This window comes from Marinobacter sp. SS13-12 (assembly GCF_030227115.1).
Taxonomy (GTDB): domain Bacteria; phylum Pseudomonadota; class Gammaproteobacteria; order Pseudomonadales; family Oleiphilaceae; genus Marinobacter.
Map to the genome: position 1 here is coordinate 297,518 of NZ_JASSUA010000002.1, position 21,847 is coordinate 319,364.

The window sequence follows — 21,847 nt, forward strand, 5'->3', positions numbered from 1 at the left end:
CGGTTCTGGGTGGAGTTTACCTTTTGTTGATGTGAGCCTGGTAGGGTTGGCTCGCGTATCTCTCTACATTGTTTCAGGGAGGTGTTGACCATGAACAGCCGGTTGTTCTTGTCTGGTTTGTTGAGTTTTATCGTCTGCTTTAACGCATTCGCCGCCGATGCCACCGCAGAGGCCTGGGAAGCCCTCCGAGAGGGCCGGGCGGTTTTGATGCTACGGCATGCCCTGGCGCCGGGTACCGGAGATCCTGGCAATTTCAACGTGGACGACTGCTCCACACAGCGCAATCTGAACGAGACTGGCCGTGAACAGGCGAGGGCGTGGAAGCCTTTATTGGCGGAGCATGGTATTGATCAGGCGCGGGTGTTCAGCAGTCAGTGGTGCCGTTGTCTGGAAACGGCGCGGGAAATGGATGTGGGGCCGGTGGAGGAAATGGAATCGCTGAATTCATTTTTCCGCAACCGGGGCGACGGGCAGATGCAGACCGAGCAGACGATTGCGATTGTGAACGAGCTGGAACCCGGGCCGCCGGTGGTGCTGGTGTCGCACCAGGTGAACGTGACTGCGCTGACGGAGGTGTACCCCTCATCTAACGAGGGAGTGGTGATTGCACTGCCGCTGTCCGAAAACCCGACCGTACTGGCGAGGGTCTCGCCTTGAGGTCAGGTAAATGTCGAAGTGCGTCAGGAGGACTAAATGAGCGAACGGCCTTTGCAGTCCCTGCCGCCAGTATTGGCCGGGCCGATTCTCAGGCACACCACCTGTGACAGGCTAACCTTCTGGCTGGTGGGGTCCTGTTCGCTGACGCTGCGGTTGCGCCTTTATCGGGAAGATGCCGGTGAGCCGTGGATTGACCGGGAGCTTTCCGAAAACGAAGTTTCCCGGGTACGTTTCGGGGATCATGCCTGCCTGCATTTGATCGATATTGAGCCCGACGATGCGCTACCGGTGAAAACCCGCATCGGGTACGACTTGGGTGTGTCCAGCGCTCTGTCGCCTGAGAATGGCGATGGTAAAGAGTCCTGGATTGAGGAATGGGCGCCACACCTGTGCATGCCGGGATCCAGCCGGCCCGATTTTGTTATCAAAGAACGGCTGGACCGCCTGGCCCATGGCTCATGCCGGCGGCCTCATTCCTCGGCGGCCGACGGGTTGGTGAGGATGGACCAAACGCTACTGGAATCCCGGTCTGACATTGCCAAACGACCCGCTTTGATGCTGATGACCGGCGACCAGATCTACGCCGACGATGTTGCAGGCCCCATGCTCCGGGCCATACACAGCCTGATCGATGGCCTGGGCCTGTACGATGAAGTGCTCACCGGGAGTTCGGTCAGTGACAGCAAGGCATTGCGTGAGAACCCGGATACCTACTTTCACCGGGAAAAGTTGCTGCCGGATATTCGCAGCAACGAGGCGCTGGTAGAGCGTTTCTTTGGCGGCGTCAGAAAGCCGGTATTCACCACCGCCAGTGCCCACAACCATCTGATCGGCCTGAACGAAGTCATGGCCATGTACCTGTTGGTCTGGTCGCCCGTGTGTTGGCACTTGGTAACCATGGAACAACCGGCACTGTCGTCGGTAGACGCAGGGGTCTATCAGCAGCAGCAAGCTGCTATCGACGAATTCGTGGCCGGATTGCCCCGCGCGTCACGGGCATTGGCGCATCTTCCAACCTACATGATCTTCGATGATCACGACGTGACGGACGACTGGAATCTGTCTGCGCTGTGGGAAGCCACAACCTACGAACACCCGTTCTCCCGTCGTATCGTGGGCAATGCCCTGGTCGCCTACCTGCTTTGCCAGGGGTGGGGCAATAATCCCGATGCCTTTGACGACATCATGCCTGCTATACGGGCGCTGGCGACATCGGCGGAGCAGGGCGCTGTGTTTGACCAGGCGTTGCAGGACCAATTGATCAATCAACTGATGCAGTTCGAGAACTGGCACTACAATCTGCAGACCTCACCGCGCATTGTGGTGCTGGATACCCGTACCCATCGCTGGCGCAGTGAGCTCAACCGCGCCAGACCCTCTGGTCTGCTCGACTGGGAAGCCCTGAGCGAATTCCAGCAGGACATCATGGGCGAAAAGGCCGTGATTGTGGTGTCTCCCGCGCCCATGTTCGGTGTGAAGTTGATTGAAGTGATCCAGAGCGTGTTCACCTTCTTCGGCAAGCCACTGGTGGTGGATGCAGAAAACTGGATGGCCCATCGGGGTGCCGCCAGTGTGCTGCTGAACATCTTTCGCCACTCGCGTACCCCCGAAACCTTCGTGATCCTCTCTGGCGACGTTCACTATTCCTTCGCCTACGACGTGCGCCTTCGCCACCGGCCGGACCGGCCCAGAATCTGGCAGATCACCAGCAGCGGTATCAAGAACGAATTCCCCCACACACTCATGGAGTGGCTGGACCGTATCAACCGCTGGCTCTACGCACCTTGGTCACCACTGAACTGGTTCACCAAACGTCGGCGAATGCGGATAACACCCCGGGAACCCGAGGGCCGAGATGCGGGCGAAAGACTCTGGAACAACGCCGGAATCGGCATCGTTGAACTGGATGAGGAAGGCGCGCCTACAACCATCACACAACTGAATTCACGCTCCGGCGGCACTCAGTTCCTGGAGCCTGAACGCCAGGATGACCACTAGGCAGGGGCTGTTCTCTGGTATTATCGTGACCTTAATCCCTTGTTCAGGAAATCTCTGATGTCTCAGTTACCCCCGTGCCCCCAGTGCCACTCCGAATACACCTACGAAGATGGCGTTCAGCTTGTGTGCCCCGAATGCGGGCATGAATGGAGCGAAGCGGAAGCCGCCGTTGCCGAAGCCGGTGCAGTGATTCGTGACGCCAACGGCAATGAACTTCAGGATGGTGATACGGTCTCTGTGATCAAAGATCTGAAGGTCAAAGGCTCCAGCTCTGTGGTAAAGGTTGGCACCAAGGTGAAGAACATTCGTCTTGTGGAAGGGGATCACGACATCGACTGCAAGATCGACGGCATTGGTGCCATGAAACTGAAATCCGAGTTCGTCAAAAAAGCCTGATTCGGAACGTTCATCGCGGGCTGTATGGAGAGATTGAATGGCCGATAACGATAAAGAAGTCACATCTGCCCAGTCACGACCTGATAATCGGCACGAACTGCATCAGGAGCTTCCGATTGATTTCCCTGATCCTTTTTTCCGCGGTCTGCACCGGGTCATTCGCTTTGCGATCCGGGTGCTTGCGGTACTGATGGTCGCGGTTATTCTCTGGGGCGTTGGCGATGTTATTTACATCATCTACGACAGACTGATCACGCCACCTTTCCTGCTGTTGAATATCAACGATATTTTCTACACTTTTGGTGCCTTCATGGCGGTGCTGATTGCGGTGGAGATCTTCATTAATATACGGCTCTATCTGGGCACCAACGTCTTTCCCGTGCAACTGGTTGTCGCCACGGCGCTTATGGCCATTGCCCGGAAAGTCATCGTGCTGGATTTCGAAACACTGACGCCCATGTACCTGCTCGGTATTGCCGCGACCACATTGGCGCTGGGTATCACCTACTGGCTGTTAAGGCAGGGCAATCAGTATCACGACTGGGATGACTGATCGCCCTCTGTTCGAAGAGTGCCTGGCTAAACGCTCGCGGCAACCTGGACCTGTTTCTCCAGTTCCCTGGCAAGGGCCGGCTCCAGCGTCAGGGCATTTGCCAACTGGTCCAGCCATGCGCGCTCCATGGGGTTCTGATCGTCAATCATCACCGCACTGACGATATAGATTTCCCGGCTCGCCTGGGGTGAGTCCGCGCTCCGGGCCAGGGCGTTGGCGTCCAGCGGGGCGTCGAACTGCTGCTGAATCCAGGCGTGCAGTTCGTCATCGGGTCCGAGTTTTTCGATCTCCTGGGTAAGCAACTCACGCTCGTTGGCGTCGACGTGGCCGTCAGCCCGTGCCGCCATGATCATGGCCTGGAGTATTTCCAGGCCACGTTGATCCTGGGCACTGCCTTGCAGTTGTTCCAGGGGTTGGCCTTGCCGGGCGTTGTCGGCGACCGGGCCAGAGGATTGGGCCTGGTAGTTCTGATAGGCTTTCCACGCCAGCACACCAACCCCCGCCAGGGCACCGTATTTCAGAGCCTTTCCGCCCATTTTCCGGCCCCGCTTCGACCCCAGCATAAGCCCGACAGCTCCACCACCGAGCAGACTCTTGACGTCAATGCCCCCGGAGCCTGAACCTCCGGAACCGCCGCCACCGAACTGCGATGCGAGATTGCCCACCATGCGGTTTATATCGGTACCTCCTCCTGCGCCTGGCTGGCTTCCGGATGCCTGGTTCATCAACTGCTTGAGAATGTTCATCGCGTTCATGTATTCACTCCAGAATTGCGCCTATGGCTAAGCTGATCATTGGGTTGAGGCATATCTGTATCCGCTGGTATGACCGTGGCGTTCAGATTTGGTGCCCGAATGAAGATATGACATTGGATGCAAAATTGACGGTGAGGCTTGTCATCAGCGGCGGCGAAAGTGACACTGTATTCGTTTTGCCAACCTGTTGATGACAAACCCATAAAGCGAGGCTCCATGAAAACACTCACTGCGCTGACCGCCAACGTGCTGTTAGGTTTCAGCCTTCTTGCAGGCACGCTGTCCACCACTGCACAGGCCCAAGAGTACACCGAAGGCAATATCACCATCGATCACCCCTGGAGCCGCCCAACACCCCCGGGTGTTCCCATGGGCGTTGGCTATATGGCGATCACCAATCATGGCGACAGCAACGTCACCTTCACCAGCGCCACCACCCCCAGGGCAAAAAACGTCTCCATCCACGAAAGCACGATGAAAGACGGCACCATGAGTATGCGTCCTTTAAAAGACGGCCTGGCCATCCCGGCCGGCGAAACCGTGGAGCTTAAACCCCACGGCTACCACCTGATGCTTGAAAAGCTGAACGGCCCCTTGAAAGAAGGCGAAAGCGTTCCCCTAAGATTAACATTCGAGGGCGCGGTGGACATGAACGTTGAATTAAACGTTGAGCCGTTGGATGGAGGAATGCAGAAAAAAGACAACGGAATGGACCATTCCGGGCACTGAACGATGCTGGCTAGAGTTATACGAACAGGGGCATATAACTCCAGTGATTCTACCTCATGCACTTGAATCTACGGGTTTTTTATCGAAGGTGCCGGGGTTATGCGAACGGGTTCGTATAATACGCAGTTATGTTTCTCTCAGAGCAGGCTCGAGCCCAAGGTGCTCAACAAAAGGAATGAAGTCGCGATCCAAAAACAGTAAAGGTAGCTCCATCTCTATGCAGAAGGTTGCGATGATCACATCAGCAGTTTTTCTGATTGTGATGCCCCGTTTTCGAAGCGCTCGGTAGTTGTCGGCGCATTTGGCTGCCATGTCTTTGCCAAACATCTCATACTGCTCAAGCGCGAGCAGGCTTTGTTTGGTCTGACGATATTGTTTGTCGTTGCGAATGCCTTGCAGGATTTCCAGAAATATGAGGTCGCCGATAGCGACGGATCCGTGGACTATTGAGGCATCCAACAGGTCAGTGTGCGGGTTTATGACTCCGTTGAAATAGTCGATCCAGACACTGGTATCCACCAATATCATCCGGCGCTCCGCATTTCATCCAGGTCGCCTTCCCACTTGATTTTGCCTCGCAGCTTTCGAATTTCCTGCTGCTTGCTAAGCTGAACTAGAAGTTTCAGGCCTTGCTCAACGGCCTCTTTTTTGGTTTCGTAGCCAGAGGCTTTGAGAGCTTCGGCCATCAACTGGTCGTCTATGACGATGTTCGTTCTCATGTCGCACCTATGTGTATCGATGTCGGTTTTTATACACAATCTAGCACTTCAGGAAGAACATAACAATCGGCTGCACAGCGACCGATTTTCCGCCGCTTAGCGGCTCCAAACCGGCGCGTGAGCCGGGCGTTATATGAATTGAAGCATGGATATCCTGCAGAAGGCATTTGATGAAGCAGTGCAAGAGCTTGCTCAATCCGCTACATCTGAGGAAGAGCTTGACGCGATATCCGATGCTCTTCCTGATCAACTTGAAGATTTACTTGGACACTTGCCGGATCAGATTCTCTCGACAATCCAGGAGAATGCACGCGATGGCCTGGAAGAGCGGAGGGCTAATCATGCAGCATTTGTCAGTCGCGATATCACCCGATGGCAAAAGGGGTTCGATCAGCTAGAACTGTTAATTGAAATTGCAGTAGAAGCCGGAGGGTCGTTCAACGAAAGGCTTCGGCCTGACGCGGCAGAGCAAACGGACATCTTGTTCGATATTGTTGTCAGGCTCCACGCAAAGGGGTGTCTTATAGGCAAAGAGATCCTTGCTTTGCTTAAGAACGGTTTTGCGGATGGAGCGCATGCGCGATGGCGTGCACTTCATGAGATATCTGTTACTGCGATGTTCCTAGCCAAACACGGGGAGGCGGCAGCGCTCAGCTACTCTGACTTCGAATTTGTCGACGCGTATAAAGGCGCATCGCAACTCAATCACTACGAATCTCGTATCAATGCGTCCGGCTTCAGTGACGAGGAGATTAGTGAGTTCAAGTCACAATATGATGCTGTCCTCGCCAAGCATGGTACGCACTTTAAGGAGCCTTACGGGTGGGCTGCTGAGTTCTTGTCAAAGGGAAGGCCAACCTTCTTCGCGCTTGAGGAGGACGTAGGGTTAGATCATTGGCGCCCGTACTACAAATGGGCAAGCCAGATTATTCACGCAAATATCAAATCACTTCGGAGCTCGCTCGGTCGATCTGAGACTGCTGAAGATATTCTACAAGTAGGGCCCAGCAACTCCGGCATGACTGATCCCGCGCATTCAACAGCCATATCCTTGCTCCAACTGACCTGTACAACTCTCTTCCTGTCGCCGAATTTTGACGACCTCGTTACGGCAAAGGTGCTCGCGACATTATCCGATCAAGTAGGGGAGTCGTTCTTTGACTGCGATCGATAGCCGCCCATATAACAAGAGCCATCAAACAGCTATGACGAGAAAGACATTAGGTTTAACCCGGAAACCAAATAAAGACGCTAAACCAGTGGCTAAGGAAGCCGAAGCTATGGTTGAGGTTGAAGGTGAGGCTGATCCACAAAAACGTTTTTTAAACGGTGTGGCTATCAATCCAACGCCGGGGATTCGCCTGGAGTCAGGTTCCGAAAAACTCACGGTGCGCGCGATGGATTTGATCACGCCGATTGGAATGGGGCAGCGGGGTTTGATAGTTGCACCGCCGGGGTCTGGAAAGTCGACGATTTTAAAAGATATTTGCCAAGCGGTGGGAAAGGCGTATCCCGACATTAAACTTTACGCGTTATTGATCGATGAGCGACCCGAAGAGGTGACTGATTTCAAGCGTAGCGTCCCGGCTGAGGTACACGCTTCTTCTTCGGATGAAAGCTATGCTCATCACGCTCGCGTTGCCGATGAGCTTTTTGATATCGCTCGCCAACAAGCTGGCGAGGGTCACAACGTCATGATTGTGATTGATTCTCTCACGAGGCTTGCGCGTGTGCACAATGCGGAGCGAAAGAGCAGCGGTCGTACTATGTCTGGCGGGGTTGATGCTCGAGCGATGGAGATCCCGCGCAGGTTGTTTGGCGCTGCACGAAACATTGAAAATGGCGGCTCGCTTACCATTTTGGCAACCGTGTACTGGTGCCTGCTGGCGTTATACATCAAAGGAGGATTCTGAATGAAGCCAAGGATCAGCATGATTACGCTGGGCGTCAGTGATCTGGAAGTGTCGGTACGCTTCTATGAGCAGGGGCTTGGCCTGCCGAGGATGGATTCACCGCCAGAGGTCGCCTTCTTCACACTCAATGGCAGCTGGCTCGGACTATACGGGCGGGAATCGTTGGCGAAAGACGTGGGGATACCTGCCGAAGGCAGCGGGTTCGCCGGCTTCACGATTGCGCATAACGTGGATTCCGAGGCGGCAGTTGACGAACTTATGGAACAGGCTGTGTTAGCAGGTGCGAAAGTGGTGAAACCCGCTCAGAAGGTGTTCTGGGGCGGTTACTCCGGCTACTTTGCCGATCCAGACGGTTATCTGTGGGAGGTCGCGCATAACCCCCTCTTTTGGGTTGGTCCGAAGGATGAAGAAGCCTAACCAGGCAGTGGAAGGAGTTCTAATGACTGATCATTTGGGTTCTTGTCTGTGCGGCACTGTAAGTTTTGAGGTAAAAGGTGATTTCGACAGTTTTTACCTGTGCCATTGTCAGCATTGCCAAAAAGATACAGGTTCGGCTCATGCGGCAAATCTATTCTCAAGTTCAGCTAAATTGGTCTGGCAGTCGGGTGCAGATGCTGTGACTTCCTTTACGCTCCCCGGCACTCGTCATAACAAAAGCTTTTGTAAGTTGTGTGGTTCAGCATTGCCAGACACTCAGATCGCAGGTTTGCTCGTCGTTCCCGCAGGGTGTTTGGACACTGAAATCGCCATGTTGCCAACTGCGCATATTTTCTCATCCAGCAAAGCTGCTTGGGATGAGGGGTTAGGGGAGGTGCCAAAGTTCGAGGGACTGCCAGCTTGAGCTACCATCACATAACCAGTGGCTGTTGTCGGGCGCACCTACGCTGCGCTCCGGCACGCCGCAAAGCCGCGCGTTAGCCAGCTTCAATAGGACCCCGTATGGAAAAGTTAATCGAAACGGAACAGCATGGACGCATAGTGATCGCGAAATTCAGCAATCCGCCGTATGCGTTGCTGACAGAATCAATGTGCAATGAACTCAATGAATTGATCGTGTCGGTAGATCGCGATCAGAATGTCGGTGTTGTGGTGTTTACCGGTTACGACCCCAATAGATTCATATCCCATTACGATGTTGGTGAACTGTTGGAAGTAGCCGAAAGCTCACCGTCTATCTCAATAGGTCAGGCCAGATTTGCATTGGCCGCTGTCAGGGCGCTAAAAAGAATTCCCGGAATGCGGTGGCTGCTCCAAAAATCACCGGCTGCAGGCCTCCTACAGTTACAAAAACTCCATGAAACCTTGCAACTGATGGGGCGCAGTGGGACGATTTTTATCGCTGCAATCAACGGCCAAACAGGGGGCGGTGGCTTAGAATTCACACTCGCATGCGATATACGCTTTATATCCGATAGTGCAGAACTTGCACAATTCGAAGTTTTGCTCGGTTTCCCGCCCGGAGCAGGTGGGACTCAAAGATTGTCACGCCTTATCGGGCGTGGTGCAGCTTTAGAGCTCATGCTTACTGGTAGGGGAATCTCACCTAAAGAATGTTTATCCCTGGGACTCGTATCTGAGGTGATTCCTCATGAAAAGCTGCTTGACCAGGTTCTCAGGAAGGCGGAACCGCTATCTCATCGCAGCAAAGCTGCTGTAGCGGTGATTAAGCAGTCGGTTATCGAAGGCGGGTCTTTGGCGCTCGAGAAGGGTTTGCAACTGGAGCAAAGCGTATTTCTATCATTGTTAGGGTCAAGTGGCGCGAAAAGGGCTTCTAAAGCATACGTTGAGTTCATTGATTCAAAGAAAGTTCTTCCCGTAAATGACCCAATCGCGAGAACAAAACTAGAGGCTGGTAGTTTTGTAGATCTAACCGATGGCTAACACATATGAGCCTTCTCGGATTCAATAGGCAATAGTCATTTTTTTGGCCGCGCCAGCGGCCAACCTAAACCCATGAGCGAGAACGCCTGCTTCGTCAGTCTCATTTGGCTGTCAGGCACTTGCAGCAAACACATATAGGGGCTCTCTAACGTGGCGTTAGGCCACAGCCTGACCCGTCGTTCCATCGGTCGGTCAGGGGCACCAGACAGTCATCGGTTAACCGGTCACTGGCACTATTCAAGGTGTCGGGCTGCAAGGCTCCAGTTAGGTTAAGGCTCAGGACCGGTGTAAGCGCACTGGCTCATGGTATTAAGGCACGCCCACGGGCTGGCTAATCAAAGCATCTGGTTTCAACATCGGTGACAGAAAACCGCTTGGGTATCGGGTACCAGTCAGCGGACTCGCAGTCTTCAGCGTCATCCTTTCTGATCCAGTTAGACGTCATGCTCAGCCCGTGGCGTGACTAACCTCTCAGGAACCGTTGTTCATCGAACACCCTTTTGTCTTTGAGCATGAAGTACACCGCGCGCCCCAGCTTGTGCGCCAAGGCGGATAGGGCCTTGGGTTTGTTCATTCGCCTCTGGAGTTTTTCGACGTAGCGCTTGGCCTTGTCGTTGTTGCGAATAAACAACACGGCTGCTTCAGAGAACGCCCACTTCAAATGGGCATTGCCGATCTTGTTGCCCTGGGTGCCGTAGACCTTGCCGGCGGATTCCGCTTTGCACTTCACCAGGCGAGCGTAGGACGCGAACTTCTGAACGGATTCGAAGCGTTGAATATCGCCGACCTCATAGAGAATGGTCAGGGCCAGAATGCGACCTACTCCAGGAATGGTCTTCAGCACGTTGAGTGACGCCGCGTCGTGTTGTTTGGCCTGCTGCTCCAGATGCCATTCAAGCTTTTTGAGTTCGTGCTGATAACAATCGACGATGGCCAGGTCCAGATCGATGTTGCGCTGAACGTCTGGACCGGTAAAAGCAGCGGTGAGTTGTGACCGGCCGCCGGGGTTGTTGAGGTTGGCTTTGCTGGGCGGCAGATTGTACTGGCCCAGAGTGTTCACAGCGTGGGCCTTGAGCATAGCCCCATGCCGGACAATTCGAGTACGGCGACGCAACAGATCGCGGGTGGCCCGCATCTCCTTGGGATAGACGTAAGCCAGCGGGAAATTACCACCGCGCATGAGCATCGCGATCTTGAAGGAATCAATATGGTCGTTCTTGGTTTTGCCGCCATGGATCGCCTTCATGTACAGCGCATGGCCCAGAATGAAGTGGATGCCGTGTTCTTCGCACAGGTCTGAGATCCAGTACCAGCAGTGCATGCATTCGACACCCACGACGAGATCATCGCGAAAGGGTTCCAGCAGAGCCAGTAGCGGTTCCGGCCGGGCTTTGATTTCCTTGTGCAGCAGCACTTCGCCCTGCTGGTCGATGATGCAGACGTAGAGGCTGCGGGCGTGCAGATCGATTCCACAATAATGGCGGTGGGTGCTATGGTAAAAGTTCATTGAGTCTTCTCCCTTGTAGTGCTTGGTCGCCTTCCAGCTTAGCGGGCAACCGCTGGGCTGGGGAGAAGGCTCAATCAGTATCAAGGCCAATCACGGCGACGCCTACTGCATTGCGGCTTCGCCTCCATTCCGTAGCCGCGCATGCTGGCTGGCGATAGGCCCGGTCAGCCTCTGTGCTGAGCAACGTCCAGTGTGAATGGGCCTGAAATTCATACCTTTCGGGAGGGCATGGCTATGGTCGATGTAGTCTTGGATTCAACTATTAAATGTCCACACTGTGGCCACCAGAAAGCGGAAACGATGCCTACCGACTCATGCCAGTATTTCTACGAGTGTGAGTCTTGCCATGTTTTACTAAAGCCCAAGCATGGAGACTGCTGTGTTTTTTGCTCATACGGCACAGTACCGTGTCCACCGATTCAACAAGGGTCAGGGTGTTGTACTCCTGGCCCATAACAAGTGACTATGGTTTCAACACCGACGGGCGGTGGTCAGCCGGAAAGGCAGGTGCATTGAAGGTAACTCCGGTTAATTGGGTAACTTGGCTCGCTTTTCCGGAGACATTCCCCGTTCCCACTCAGCCTCATCGCCCGGCGCTGGCAGAAACCGGCCAAACTCGACCATCTGCGCGGCCGGAAGGTCTTGCAGGTAAATCCAGATGTCCTCAGTTGTTACGCCGGTAATCATGGCTATCGCCTCAAGCATCTGGCTTATCACCGCCTGCTTGACCTTGGCGCTGCGTCCTTCGCGAACCAGTCCAGAGACATAAACCTGGGGCTCGGTGTTCACCTGCCCACCCACAAAATGGTCACCTTCCCCAAGAGCCGTGAACAGAACCTGGGCAAAAAACCGGGGCGCGCCGGTTTGGCTACTATGGGCCGTTGTTATGGCATCCGCGATTTGTGATTTCTGCTGCTGTGACAGAGAAAGGTTCGCGGTGGTAACGGTATACGTTGGCATGGAAGATTCCTCCCGATCTGCCTGATAACTTAATGCACAGTAGCCTTCGAGAACAGGTTAATCACCGCAACACCGGTAATGATGAGCGCTATACCAATCACACTGGCGGCATCCAGAGTTTGCCCGTAAATCAGCCAGCCGATAAACGTCACCAACACAATTCCCAGCCCGGCCCAGATGGCATAGGCCAGGCCCACCGGGATTTCCTTCAGTGTGATCGAGAGGAAATAAAAGGCGACGGTATAGCCCACAATCACCAGCAGGCTGGGCCAGAGCCTGGTAAACCCATCACTGGCTTTCAGCCCGCTGGTTGCGACCACTTCTGCAACAATGGCAATGCCAAGAAATAACCAACTTTTCACAGTGAATCTCCAGTACCGCACGAAATTGGGACGCAGACGATACCAGCCCTCATCGCTGCCTGACAGGGTGGCTATAGACAAGGCGGAGCTCCCGGGCCTGTGGTTGTGTTCCGGGGAGAGCTTGAGGCTGGCCTTTCTGTGCAGCACTATGAGGTAAAAGCGACTAAGGAAGGCGATACGTATTATGAAACTTCACATTGAAACGCCGCTTATAGAATCCCGTGCTATGAGCACCATCACGGGGCGCTCAGTCTGGATTAAGCTCGAGGCATTGCAGCCGCCGGGGTCCTTCAAAATACGGGGAATTGGCCACGCGTGTGAAACCTATCTGGCTCAGGGTGCTCGTAAGTTCGTTTCGTCATCTGGAGGAAACGCTGGCTTGGCGGTCGCCTACGCGGGTCGCCGGCTGGGTGTTCCGGTGACGGTTGTCGTGCCGGAAACCACCACTGAAAGAGCAAAAGAACTTCTGCAGTTGGAGCAAGCGGAGGTCATCGTGCACGGTGCCTCCTGGCAAGAAGCCAATGCCCTTGCACAATCGTTGGTGGGTGCATCGGATGCGTTTCTCCACCCCTTTGATGATCCGCTGCTCTGGCAGGGCCACGCCACACTGATTGATGAAGTTTTCCGCTCCGGTCTTAAGCCCGACGCTGTTGTACTTTCCGTTGGCGGAGGCGGTCTGCTTTCGGGGGTGATGGAGGGGCTTCATCGCAACGGATGGAGTGATATTCCTGTTTTCGCCGTGGAAACTACGGGGGCAGCCTCCTTTCATGCAGCCGTAAGCGCCGGTCATACTGTCGAGTTGGAGCGGATAACAAGCATCGCCACTTCGCTTGGCGCCAAACGCGTTTGCGAGAAGGCCTTCCAATGGTCAAAGGATCACCCGATCCACAGTGTCGTGGTATCAGACCAAAGCGCACTGTCTGCCTGCGAGCGTTTTCTTGCCGATCATCGCATACTCGTAGAGCCCGCCTGTGGTGCGAGTCTGGCAATGGCTTATGAGAATGCACCAGACCTCGAAAGTTTCAGCAATATCCTGGTCGTGGTATGTGGCGGAGCTACTTCCACGATTGATCAAATCAGGGAATGGGGGAGCAGCAAACACAGAAACTAGATGCGATAACCCGACCGAATGGCCTGGCCCGCATTCACCGAGTCAGGTCGTTATCTGCCCCCGTGACTCGCTTACGGCCCACCCACAGCGGGCCGCTTGTCCTTGGGCAGAAAGCCATCCTCCGCGAGTTTCAAATGCAGTTCCTGAGGCTTGAGGTGCGCGAGATCCTTGTAGACCTCGGTCAGCGTCACCTGGTCGGTGGGCAGGGCGTTTAGCTCCGGTCTCAGAACTCCGAGCATCTGGCTTTCGGCGCAGAGTACCAGGTGGCTGACGTTTTTCTCGCGTATGACCTGCTTCAAGTCGGCCACGATATCTTTGGCGAACTTGCGGTTGACCTGATGTTCGCGTTTGTCGCGGTGTTCGTCGTAATTGTGGTGCGGTACTGCCGTGCCTTGACCTCCCTGGTGCTCACGTTGCGCCCCGCGGCTATCGCTCCAGATCTCACTCTCGCTCGCCGTGTGTTCCGGGTTGGAGAGAGTCTTATACTCCGTCAGGTATGGGGACCTTTCCAATTCCGGTGTATCAGAGGATTCCAGCGTGAAAATCCGCGCTTTCGCTAGCTCTGCTGCAACGACACAGTATTCAGCCATGTTGGGCCTCCAAGTTTGTTCCCCCATAACTTTCCAGCCACTGTTGAACTGCTTTTCGGAAGCTGGCCCATAGGTCAGATGTTTGGTTGGGGGAAGATATTTCAAGGTGTTTCACCTCTGGCTCCGTTTATTGCCTTCCGAAAGGTCCATTCCTATACTCGCATAGCGGGGCGCTGCCTGATCGCCGCTGCGATCCGTCCAATTCCAATAAAAAAGGAAAACATCATGTTGAAACGTTGCACATTTCTGGCTGCTGCTGCGGCTACGCTACTGTTCAGTGCTACCTCTCATGCCCAGTACAAGGATGAATACACCGTCTCCACCGTGCTCCCGTCTGCCTTCCCGTGGGGGCAGGCTGCCGACAAATGGGTGGAGTTGGTCAAAGAGCGCTCCGACGGGCGCATCAACATGAAGATCTACAGTAACTCCCAGTTGGTTTCCGGCGACCAGACCAAGGAGTTTTCAGCCATGCGTTCCGGGCTGATCGATATGGCGGTCGGTTCCACCATCAACTGGTCGCCGCAGGTGCCTGAACTGAACCTGTTCTCCCTGCCGTTCCTGATGCCAGATTACGAAGCCATTGATGCGATCACCCAGGGCGAGGCCGGCGAAGCCGTCTTCGCGGCCATCAAGAAACGCGGTGTCACCCCGCTGGCCTGGGGCGAGAACGGCTTCCGCGAGCTCTCCAACTCCAAGCTGACCATCGAGGAGCCGGCTGATTTGGACGGCCTGAAGATCCGCGTTGTCGGCTCGCCGCTGTTCCAGGATACCTTCACGGCGCTGGGCGCCAACCCGACCCAGATGAGCTGGGCCGATGCCAAGCCGGCATTGACCACCGGTGCCGTTGATGGCCAGGAAAATCCGCTGTCAGTCTTCGATGTGGCGCGTATCGACCAGGTCGGTCAGAAGTACCTGACCCGCTGGCACTATATGGCGGACCCGCTGGTGTTCGCGGTCAGCAACAGCATCTGGGACCAGTTCAGTGCGGAAGATCAGGAATTGCTGAAACAGGCGGCGGTCGACGCCGGCCAGTGGGAGATCGAAAAATCCCGCAGCGAGATTGATGAGACCCTGGCCGCCATCAAGGACCGAGGCGTGGAAGTTACCGAGCTGACGGATGAACAACGCGAGGCTTTCGTAAAAGCCACCCAGTCCGTTTATGGAGAATGGACTCCGCGTATTGGCGAGGATCTGGTCAAGCAGGCACAGGAAGCGGTCGCCAACCGTAACCAGTAACAGCGACCTGCCCAGGCGCCTGCCACCACCGGCGGGCGCTTTTTCCGAACCGGAGTCTCCATGCCGTCCCGTCCTCCCAAGTTCCGGCCCGATGCCTGGCTGGCCACCATCGCCCTGGTTGCGATCTGCCTGATCAGTCTGGGTAATGTGATCGTTCGCTACGCGACGGATGCGTCGTTTGCCTTTACCGAAGAGTTCTCGGTGTTCTTTCTGGTGATACTCACTTTTGCGGGTGCCGCTGTGGCCGCGCGCCACAACCAGCACATTCGCATCGAACTGATCGAGCACTACCTGCCAGCTTGGGCCCGAAGGATGGTATTTGTGCTGCAATGGCTGGGCGGCGTTACGGTCCTGGGCATCATGACCTGGTACGGCAGCACCTTTGCCCTGCAGGAATACCAGTGGGAATCGCTGTCTCCGGGGCTGGGGCTGCCCAACTGGATCTATGTGATCTGGCTGCCGCTGTTGTCCGTTGCCATCATCATTCGCATGACTCAGAACCTCATCGACCGCCTGCGTGGCAAGGAAGATCCGGAGGTGATCCATGAGTCCTGATCTGCTGATGATTGGCAGCTTCCTGCTGGCACTGATGCTGGGGATGCCGGTGGCGATTGCCCTCGGTCTGGGCGGGGTGGTGGGTATCGTGGCGGGGCTGCCACCAACCATGCTGGGCACCTTCGGCACCAACACCTACAACAGTGTGGCCAAGTACCCGCTGATTGCGATTCCCCTGTTTATCCTCACTGGTCTGATTTTCGAGCGCGCGGGTGTCGCCGCCAGCCTGGTGCGCTTTGCCCAGGCGATTATCGGCCCCCGGCACGGCGGACTGACCGTGGTCGCGGTGCTGGTGTGCCTGATCATGGGGGGCATGAGCGGTTCCGGGCCTGCCGATGCGGCCGCTGTCGCGATGGTGATGCTGCCGAGCATGCGCAAAGCCGGCTACCCCCAGCCGTTTTCGGCGTCACTCATTGCCGCCTCGTCGTCCACAGCGATCCTGATTCCGCCCTCCATTGCGCTGATTCTCTATTCCATCGTGGTGCCCGGCGTAGATCTTCGGGCATTGTTTGCCGCAGGGATATTTCCGGGCATTCTGGCGGGCGTGTCCCTGCTGGCGCCGGCTTTGTATTTTGCCAAAAAATACCGTTGGGAAGACCCGAAAGCGGTCGAGCGTCCGCCATTCTGGCCCAGTTTCAAGGCAGCCCTGCCAGCCCTGTTTGCGCCGGTGATCATTCTCGGCGGGCTGCGCTCGGGCCTCTTCACTCCGACCGAAGCTGCAGTAGTTGCAGTCGCCTACGGGGTGCTCGTCGGTTGTGTGCTCTATCGCAATCTCAGCATCCGCAATCTCTGGAGCCTGATGACGGAAGCCGCCGTTACCTCTGGCGTCGTCATGTTCATCATCGCGCTAGCGGGTATCTTCGCCTGGGCGGGCACCACGCTCGGGACTTTCCAGCACCTGGCCGATGCTTTGCTATCACTCTCCGAAAATGGCTGGGTGCTGCTGGGGCTGGTGATGGTGCTGGTACTGATCGCCGGCATGCTTTTGGATGCGATCTCCATCTACCTGATCCTGATTCCGATTGTGTTGCCGCTGATGAATCATTTTGGCTGGAACCCGATCTGGTTCGGCATCCTGCTGGCGATGAACATCGCCATCGGCCAGTTCACGCCGCCGGTGGCCGTTAACCTGATGGTCACCACCCGGATTGCCAACATCCGCCTGGAGCACACCATAGGCTGGGCGATGGTCTTTGTCGCCGCCATGGCGGTCAGCCTGGTGTTGGTGATGCTGGTGCCGGGCATCGCCCTGTGGTTACCGGACAAGCTTGGTTATGTGGTGGGGCCGTGGTAGCGGGGTAGAACGCTACTGGTGATAGTGAGAATCTAATTTCGTTGTTATTTTCAACAATTTTTTCCTATTTAAGATATGATGAAAGAAGGCGAGCAAGCCTAACTTTAACCCGGAGAACATCATGAGCAAGAAACCCATAAAAGATACAGTCACTACCGCCTCTATTGAGGAGCAAACTGCTGAATTTTTGAAGTCTGGCGGGGCTGTTGAATATGTCGTCAAGGGTAAAAGCGGACACATCGCCACGGCAGGTTCGAAGCAGATTAACCTGAAAGGTAGCTGATGGGTTCGATGCCTGGCATCAATCGATCAGAGATCGGAGGACGCTATGGCTGTCGGTGAAAGCGTGCCCGAGGCGATCCTTCCCTGGATGCCAGTTTATGCTGTGTGGGCTTGTCCACCCCGGCACCGCCCGGGTCCACGAAGCTCTCGGGAACCTGCTGGTAATCATGAATAAAAATGAAAGCAATAAAGGTGTTATTCGCTCACAACGGTAACCGGCCCGTTAGCGTGCCTGACGACCTTTTCACTGATACTGCCCAGAGTAAGGCTCCGCACTGTCGAATGGCCGCGTCTTCCCAACACCAGGTGAGTGCCCGGATTGGCTTGCAGGTATTCGATGATTTCGTGGGCTGGCTCACCTTTGAGGAGAACCTCATCAGTCGGTTCGGCTATCCCGCTCACGGCCTCTTTTACGGCATCGAACACTTTGCGCCCGTAATCCTTTGCCTCTTCCTCAAGTTCAGTGGGCCATACGCCGCTGATAACCAGTCGCTCTACCTTTGAGCCCGGAAACACGGTTAGCAGCTTGAGTGACTGGCCGGTGGCTTTGGCCAGATTGGCCGCCATTTTTGCAGCGTGTAACGACTGATCTGAACCGTCACAAGCAACGACAATGCTTGAAGTATCGTTGGCCATGGTTCGCTCTCCCTTCCTGTTGGATGTTCTGTCAACGTAACATTGATACGGTCACAGTATGGTTGACTCAGGTCATATCGGCGAACTGCTTGTGAATCGCTATTACCTGATCCGAACCTGGTCGCCATCACTGAGCTCCCGGCCGGGATGACGGACTACCTGGTCGCCTTCATTCAGCCCGCTCTCTATGGCTGTCACCAGACCGTTGCTTCTGCCCGTTTTCACCGTTTGTATTACCGCATGCTCGTCCCTGATCAGAAAGACGGCAGGCTGGCCGCCGTGTTGAAAAACGGCGGAGGCCGGTGCCTGAAGCACATCCGTTGACTGCCAGAGGATGAATTCGGCGTCTACACGGTAACCGTCTCCCAGCATTTTCCAGCGTTCGCGGGGGGTGACCATGTCTGCTATCACCCTGACGCGCTGCTCCTCTACGCCGAGGGCCGAAACGTCTGCAAACCCGACGGGCTCCACTCGACGAACCACGGCGTCAAGCAGGGTTCCACCCCAGCCGCTGAGCCGGGCCTGAACGCCGGGTTCCAGCTTGACCGCATCGAAACTGAGTACATCCACCACCACCTCCAGAGCACCCGGGTCGCCAAGCTCGAGTACGGCCTCGCCAGCCTGGATAACGCCTTCGCTTTTGCGCAGCAGGCTCAGAACGCTGCCGTTGACGGGCGACCGTATTGCCAGCCGTTCTGCCGGTTGTTCGCCCTCAGACCGAGCTGCGGAAACCTCCAGCCGGGTTCTGGCCGCGGCCAGTTCATGGGCGGCGACTTCCTCATCAAAGCGGGCGGATCGAAGAATGGCCTGGGTGCGGGCGGCGGCAGACTGGGCTTGTTGCAGGCGCTCACGGGATACAAAATCGGAGCGGTCAAGGGACAGCAGTCGCTGGTATTCCGCCTCTGCCAGTTCGGCATCTGCCGCTGCAGCCCGGGTTTTCTGGCGGACGGAGTTCAGTGCCGAGCGTGCGGCCTCCACTTTTGCTTCTGCTTCCGCCCGGCTGCGGGCATCGAGCACACTGGCTGGCATCGGGTCCACCTCGGTCAGCAGCTCACCGGGAATGACCTGGTCGCCCACGTCCAGCTCCACCCGGTGCAGGTATCCGGTCACCGGCGAAGAGACCACATAGCGGTCTTTTACCCGGGTTTTGCCTTCCTCCAGTATGGTGACTTCCATGGCCCCCCGTTGCACTGGTGCCAGGTCTACCCAGACAGGCTCCGGACGAAGGATAAAGGCCACCACAACAATGGCCAGAATGCCAAGGATGAACCAGAACAGCCACTTACCCGCCAAATGCTTACCTTCTGACATTAATGATATTCCTGTATCTGGTTATTCCCGGGTTTTCAGGACAGCCACGAGGTCGAGTTTACGCAATCGCCACCAGGTAATGAATCCGGATGCCAGGGCAGAGACGATGACCACATTGGCCGCCAGTGCCAGTGTTCTGCCGGTGATAATCAAGGGTACCCGGTACAGCTCGGTTTGCATCATGGTTACTACCAGGCTTGCCAGCCCATGGCCAATGGCCCATCCCAGGGGGATGCCCAGTATCAGCAGGATGGCCAGTTCACCCAGAAGAATATGGGCCACTTCGTTGTGGCTGTAGCCCAATACTCTCAGGCTTGCCAGATCCCGTCCACGCTCCGCCAGCGAGATGCGCACGGTGTTGTAGATCACTCCGAAAGCGATAATGCCGCCCAGAAAGCTTATGACGAGAGTATAGGTGAGGAAGGTTTTTGCCAGTGTTTCAAAGAAACTGTCCAGCATTGCCTGGCGGACGTTGATGGCCATCACCCGAGGGGTGTCCCGCAGGTCCCGATAAACGGTTTCCGCCTGTTCCGGATCCAGGTTCATCAGCACCTGGTTGATGACGGTCCCTTCCTGAAGTGTCCGGTTCATTGCGGCCAGATTCATATAGGCACCCACGCCCAGAAACTCGCTGGTTACTCCGGCAACCTGCAGGTTCAGCACTGGGCGATGACCATCCAGCACCCGGACCTGAACAGAGTCGCCGGCGGCAAGCCCCAACTGTGCGGCCAGGAAGTCCGTCAGCAGAAGCCCCGCTGGAGGTATCGGCACTTTGTTAAGGTGTTCGTCTACAATGAACTGTAAGCGGGCATCATCCGGAATACCGGTCAGGGCCGTGCGCCATCGCCGGTGGCTATTGGCCAGCTCTATCGCCACGACACGCCGGCCTTCGGTGTACCGCACGCCGGGCTGCCGCACCATTCCGTACATGGCAGACTGATTAACGGGATCGGTCAGGCTAATGGTCAGGTCCTGTTGCTGAACCCGGGCAAACTGGGTGTGTACCATCAGTGAAACAGAGCTGAACTGGAAGTTGCCCACCATCACAACGGCTGTCGCCATCGCTATGCCTGTTACCGACAGCGCAGCCCGGGCCGGGCGCCGTGCCAGTTGCCTGACAATCATGCGGGATGGCTGGCTGAAGCGTATCCAGGACAACATGCGCTCAGTGAAAGTGACCCGATAGCTGGCAGGGGCTTCCGGTCGCATGGCCTCAGCCGGGGGCAGGGAAGCGGCACTGCGAATGGCGCGCCAGCCCCCGATCCAGGCGACAACAATGGTCAGCAAACCCAACAGCATTACCCAAAAGGGGCTGACGTGGAACAGCAGTTCCGGAAACCGGTAGAACTCCATATAGAGTTCGCCCAGCGCCCGGCCCAGCCACATGCCGGTCCCCGTGCCGATTATCAGGCCAACCAGGGCAATGGCGAGCACCAACTGGCTGTAGTGCCAGCCAATCTGCCAGTTGCTGTAACCAAAGGCCTTCAATACTGCAATGATGTCCCGCTGGGTACTGATCAGCCGGGTGATCACAACATTGAGCAGAAACATGGCGACCGCCATAAAGATGGTGGGGAATACCACTGCCATGGTTTTCAGCTGGTTCAGTTCGTCACTCAGGAAACGGTGGGAAAACTGGTCCTCCCGGGCATAGGCACCGGTGCTACCGTATGGCGCCAGCAACCGGTCCAGTAATGTGATAACGCCGGCCACCGGAAACGCCGGGTCCACCTGCAACACCAGGCTGTTGAAGGCGCCGCGCATATCCATTGCCGACGCGAGCGCTTCCCGGGCCATCCAGAGCACTCCGTAGCGTTCGTAGTCGGGTAACATCCCGCCCGGAGGGATGACATAAATAAATTCCGGAGATTCAACGATACCGACAACGGTGAGGCTTTGTCGCCGGCCGTTGATGATGGCGCCCAGCCGGGCCCCAAGCTGCAGATCGTGGGCGTCGGCAAAGCTGCCGATTACTGCCACTTCATCGCTGCGTGCAACGTGTGGCAAACGCCCCTGGCGCAGGTAGACCCGGTTGACCTCCGGTTGCCCTTCGGGTGGCAATGAGACAAGGCGGGCGGAGGCAGGGTCACTGAAGCCAGGCACCTCGAGCTTTGCAACGCCTTCGACCCGTCCGCTTACGCGAGTAACACCGGGAATGTCCGCTACCCGTTGCAGAACGAAGCGCGGCGCACGTTTTAACGTGGCGAACACATCAGCAAACTGGTGTGCCTGATAATACTGATCACGGGTAACGGTGAGCGAGGAATAGTTCACCAGTGACAGCAGACACACGGCAATGCCGCCGGCGATCACCAGGGCGATGGCCAGTGTCTGGCCCCGGATCTGCCATAGCTCGCGGCGTAGTTTGGTATGCAAGGCACTGGTGCGAAAGTGTGGCATGG

The 21,847-nt window shown here is 56.1% G+C and carries 26 protein-coding genes; 16 read left to right on the plus strand and 10 right to left on the minus strand.

Annotated elements, in window-relative coordinates; all coding sequences use genetic code 11:
- Positions 1 to 90 precede the first annotated feature (90 nt).
- From QPL94_RS14335 to QPL94_RS14350, 4 genes are read left to right on the plus strand one after another with little or no spacing between them, the layout of a single operon-like run.
- Positions 91 to 657, plus strand: coding sequence for a histidine phosphatase family protein (locus tag QPL94_RS14335; protein WP_285358283.1), 567 nt, complete (start codon positions 91 to 93; stop codon positions 655 to 657).
- A gap of 36 nt (positions 658 to 693) precedes the next feature.
- The gene (locus QPL94_RS14340) at positions 694 to 2,655 is read left to right on the plus strand and encodes an alkaline phosphatase D family protein (protein ID WP_285358284.1); all 1,962 of its coding nucleotides are present in this window, start codon (positions 694 to 696) and stop codon (positions 2,653 to 2,655) included.
- Positions 2,656 to 2,712: 57 nt separating this feature from the next.
- Complete coding sequence (locus QPL94_RS14345) at positions 2,713 to 3,051, plus strand: zinc ribbon domain-containing protein YjdM (RefSeq protein WP_285358285.1); 339 nt, start codon at positions 2,713 to 2,715, stop codon at positions 3,049 to 3,051.
- A gap of 37 nt (positions 3,052 to 3,088) precedes the next feature.
- Entirely contained in the window at positions 3,089 to 3,604 is a 516-nt protein-coding gene (locus QPL94_RS14350; protein WP_285358287.1) for a phosphate-starvation-inducible PsiE family protein, read from the plus strand.
- A 26-nt stretch (positions 3,605 to 3,630) separates the two neighbouring features.
- Here QPL94_RS14350 and QPL94_RS14355 read toward each other — a convergent pair whose 3' ends face one another.
- Positions 3,631 to 4,359 carry a tellurite resistance TerB family protein gene (locus QPL94_RS14355; RefSeq protein WP_285358289.1) on the minus strand — a complete coding sequence of 243 codons (729 nt, stop codon included), beginning with the start codon at positions 4,357 to 4,359 and terminating at the stop codon, positions 3,631 to 3,633.
- A 216-nt stretch (positions 4,360 to 4,575) separates the two neighbouring features.
- On the opposite strand from QPL94_RS14355, the gene QPL94_RS14360 reads away from it, so the two are divergent.
- Entirely contained in the window at positions 4,576 to 5,088 is a 513-nt protein-coding gene (locus tag QPL94_RS14360) for a copper chaperone PCu(A)C (protein ID WP_285358290.1), read from the plus strand.
- Between the two features lie 126 nt (positions 5,089 to 5,214).
- Here the strand turns inward: QPL94_RS14360 and vapC are convergent, their stop codons facing one another.
- Both vapC and QPL94_RS14370 read right to left on the minus strand, forming a co-directional pair.
- Positions 5,215 to 5,616 (minus strand): type II toxin-antitoxin system VapC family toxin, encoded by a 402-nt coding sequence (gene vapC, locus QPL94_RS14365; protein ID WP_285358291.1) that lies wholly within the window; start codon positions 5,614 to 5,616, stop codon positions 5,215 to 5,217.
- Positions 5,613 to 5,807 (minus strand): type II toxin-antitoxin system VapB family antitoxin, encoded by a 195-nt coding sequence (locus QPL94_RS14370; RefSeq protein ID WP_011785720.1) that lies wholly within the window; start codon positions 5,805 to 5,807, stop codon positions 5,613 to 5,615. The genes vapC and QPL94_RS14370 overlap by 4 nt, the downstream gene beginning before the upstream one ends.
- Positions 5,808 to 5,952: 145 nt before the next feature.
- On the opposite strand from QPL94_RS14370, the gene QPL94_RS14375 reads away from it, so the two are divergent.
- From QPL94_RS14375 to QPL94_RS14395, 5 genes are all read left to right on the plus strand, one after another.
- Positions 5,953 to 6,981, plus strand: a complete 1,029-nt coding sequence (locus QPL94_RS14375; protein WP_285358300.1) for a DUF5677 domain-containing protein — start codon at positions 5,953 to 5,955, stop codon at positions 6,979 to 6,981.
- Positions 6,965 to 7,720, plus strand: a complete 756-nt coding sequence (locus QPL94_RS14380; protein ID WP_285358302.1) for an AAA family ATPase — start codon at positions 6,965 to 6,967, stop codon at positions 7,718 to 7,720. The genes QPL94_RS14375 and QPL94_RS14380 overlap by 17 nt, the downstream gene beginning before the upstream one ends.
- A complete protein-coding gene (locus QPL94_RS14385; RefSeq protein ID WP_285358303.1) occupies positions 7,721 to 8,137 on the plus strand; it encodes a VOC family protein in 417 nt (138 codons plus the stop codon).
- 22 nt (positions 8,138 to 8,159) lie between these two features.
- The gene (locus QPL94_RS14390) at positions 8,160 to 8,561 is read left to right on the plus strand and encodes a GFA family protein (protein ID WP_285358304.1); all 402 of its coding nucleotides are present in this window, start codon (positions 8,160 to 8,162) and stop codon (positions 8,559 to 8,561) included.
- A gap of 98 nt (positions 8,562 to 8,659) precedes the next feature.
- Positions 8,660 to 9,601, plus strand: a complete 942-nt coding sequence (locus tag QPL94_RS14395; protein ID WP_285358305.1) for an enoyl-CoA hydratase/isomerase family protein — start codon at positions 8,660 to 8,662, stop codon at positions 9,599 to 9,601.
- Positions 9,602 to 10,064: 463 nt separating this feature from the next.
- On the opposite strand, the gene QPL94_RS14400 is transcribed toward QPL94_RS14395, so the two are convergent.
- Positions 10,065 to 11,108 (minus strand): IS110 family RNA-guided transposase, encoded by a 1,044-nt coding sequence (locus tag QPL94_RS14400; protein ID WP_285358306.1) that lies wholly within the window; start codon positions 11,106 to 11,108, stop codon positions 10,065 to 10,067.
- 234 nt (positions 11,109 to 11,342) lie between these two features.
- On the opposite strand from QPL94_RS14400, the gene QPL94_RS14405 reads away from it, so the two are divergent.
- On the plus strand, positions 11,343 to 11,564 hold the full coding sequence (locus QPL94_RS14405; protein WP_285358307.1) for a GDCCVxC domain-containing (seleno)protein: 222 nt from the start codon (positions 11,343 to 11,345) through the stop codon (positions 11,562 to 11,564).
- A 72-nt stretch (positions 11,565 to 11,636) separates the two neighbouring features.
- On the opposite strand, the gene QPL94_RS14410 is transcribed toward QPL94_RS14405, so the two are convergent.
- The gene (locus QPL94_RS14410; RefSeq protein WP_285358309.1) at positions 11,637 to 12,068 is read right to left on the minus strand and encodes a tautomerase family protein; all 432 of its coding nucleotides are present in this window, start codon (positions 12,066 to 12,068) and stop codon (positions 11,637 to 11,639) included.
- Positions 12,069 to 12,097: 29 nt separating this feature from the next.
- On the minus strand, positions 12,098 to 12,466 hold the full coding sequence (locus tag QPL94_RS14415) for a DMT family transporter (RefSeq protein WP_502881553.1): 369 nt from the start codon (positions 12,464 to 12,466) through the stop codon (positions 12,098 to 12,100).
- A gap of 148 nt (positions 12,467 to 12,614) precedes the next feature.
- Between QPL94_RS14415 and QPL94_RS14420 the strand changes: the two genes are divergently transcribed.
- On the plus strand, positions 12,615 to 13,541 hold the full coding sequence (locus tag QPL94_RS14420; protein ID WP_285358310.1) for a pyridoxal-phosphate dependent enzyme: 927 nt from the start codon (positions 12,615 to 12,617) through the stop codon (positions 13,539 to 13,541).
- A 71-nt stretch (positions 13,542 to 13,612) separates the two neighbouring features.
- Here the strand turns inward: QPL94_RS14420 and QPL94_RS14425 are convergent, their stop codons facing one another.
- Positions 13,613 to 14,131, minus strand: coding sequence for a host attachment protein (locus QPL94_RS14425; RefSeq protein WP_285358311.1), 519 nt, complete (start codon positions 14,129 to 14,131; stop codon positions 13,613 to 13,615).
- Between the two features lie 225 nt (positions 14,132 to 14,356).
- On the opposite strand from QPL94_RS14425, the gene QPL94_RS14430 reads away from it, so the two are divergent.
- The 4 genes from QPL94_RS14430 (at position 14,357) to QPL94_RS14445 (ending at position 17,499) form a co-directional block, all read left to right on the plus strand.
- The gene (locus tag QPL94_RS14430; protein WP_285358313.1) at positions 14,357 to 15,367 is read left to right on the plus strand and encodes a DctP family TRAP transporter solute-binding subunit; all 1,011 of its coding nucleotides are present in this window, start codon (positions 14,357 to 14,359) and stop codon (positions 15,365 to 15,367) included.
- Positions 15,368 to 15,427: 60 nt separating this feature from the next.
- Complete coding sequence (locus QPL94_RS14435) at positions 15,428 to 15,922, plus strand: TRAP transporter small permease (RefSeq protein ID WP_285358314.1); 495 nt, start codon at positions 15,428 to 15,430, stop codon at positions 15,920 to 15,922.
- Positions 15,912 to 17,216 carry a TRAP transporter large permease gene (locus tag QPL94_RS14440; protein WP_285358315.1) on the plus strand — a complete coding sequence of 435 codons (1,305 nt, stop codon included), beginning with the start codon at positions 15,912 to 15,914 and terminating at the stop codon, positions 17,214 to 17,216. The genes QPL94_RS14435 and QPL94_RS14440 overlap by 11 nt, the downstream gene beginning before the upstream one ends.
- A gap of 121 nt (positions 17,217 to 17,337) precedes the next feature.
- The gene (locus QPL94_RS14445) at positions 17,338 to 17,499 is read left to right on the plus strand and encodes a PFL_1563 family small protein (RefSeq protein WP_285358316.1); all 162 of its coding nucleotides are present in this window, start codon (positions 17,338 to 17,340) and stop codon (positions 17,497 to 17,499) included.
- 194 nt (positions 17,500 to 17,693) lie between these two features.
- On the opposite strand, the gene QPL94_RS14450 is transcribed toward QPL94_RS14445, so the two are convergent.
- The 3 genes from QPL94_RS14450 to QPL94_RS14460 all read right to left on the minus strand — a co-directional run bounded on the left by QPL94_RS14450 (position 17,694) and on the right by QPL94_RS14460 (position 21,845).
- On the minus strand, positions 17,694 to 18,134 hold the full coding sequence (locus QPL94_RS14450) for a universal stress protein (protein ID WP_285358317.1): 441 nt from the start codon (positions 18,132 to 18,134) through the stop codon (positions 17,694 to 17,696).
- Positions 18,135 to 18,236: 102 nt separating this feature from the next.
- Positions 18,237 to 19,445, minus strand: coding sequence for an efflux RND transporter periplasmic adaptor subunit (locus tag QPL94_RS14455; RefSeq protein WP_285358319.1), 1,209 nt, complete (start codon positions 19,443 to 19,445; stop codon positions 18,237 to 18,239).
- 21 nt (positions 19,446 to 19,466) lie between these two features.
- Entirely contained in the window at positions 19,467 to 21,845 is a 2,379-nt protein-coding gene (locus tag QPL94_RS14460) for an ABC transporter permease (RefSeq protein WP_285358320.1), read from the minus strand.
- Positions 21,846 to 21,847 lie beyond the last annotated feature (2 nt).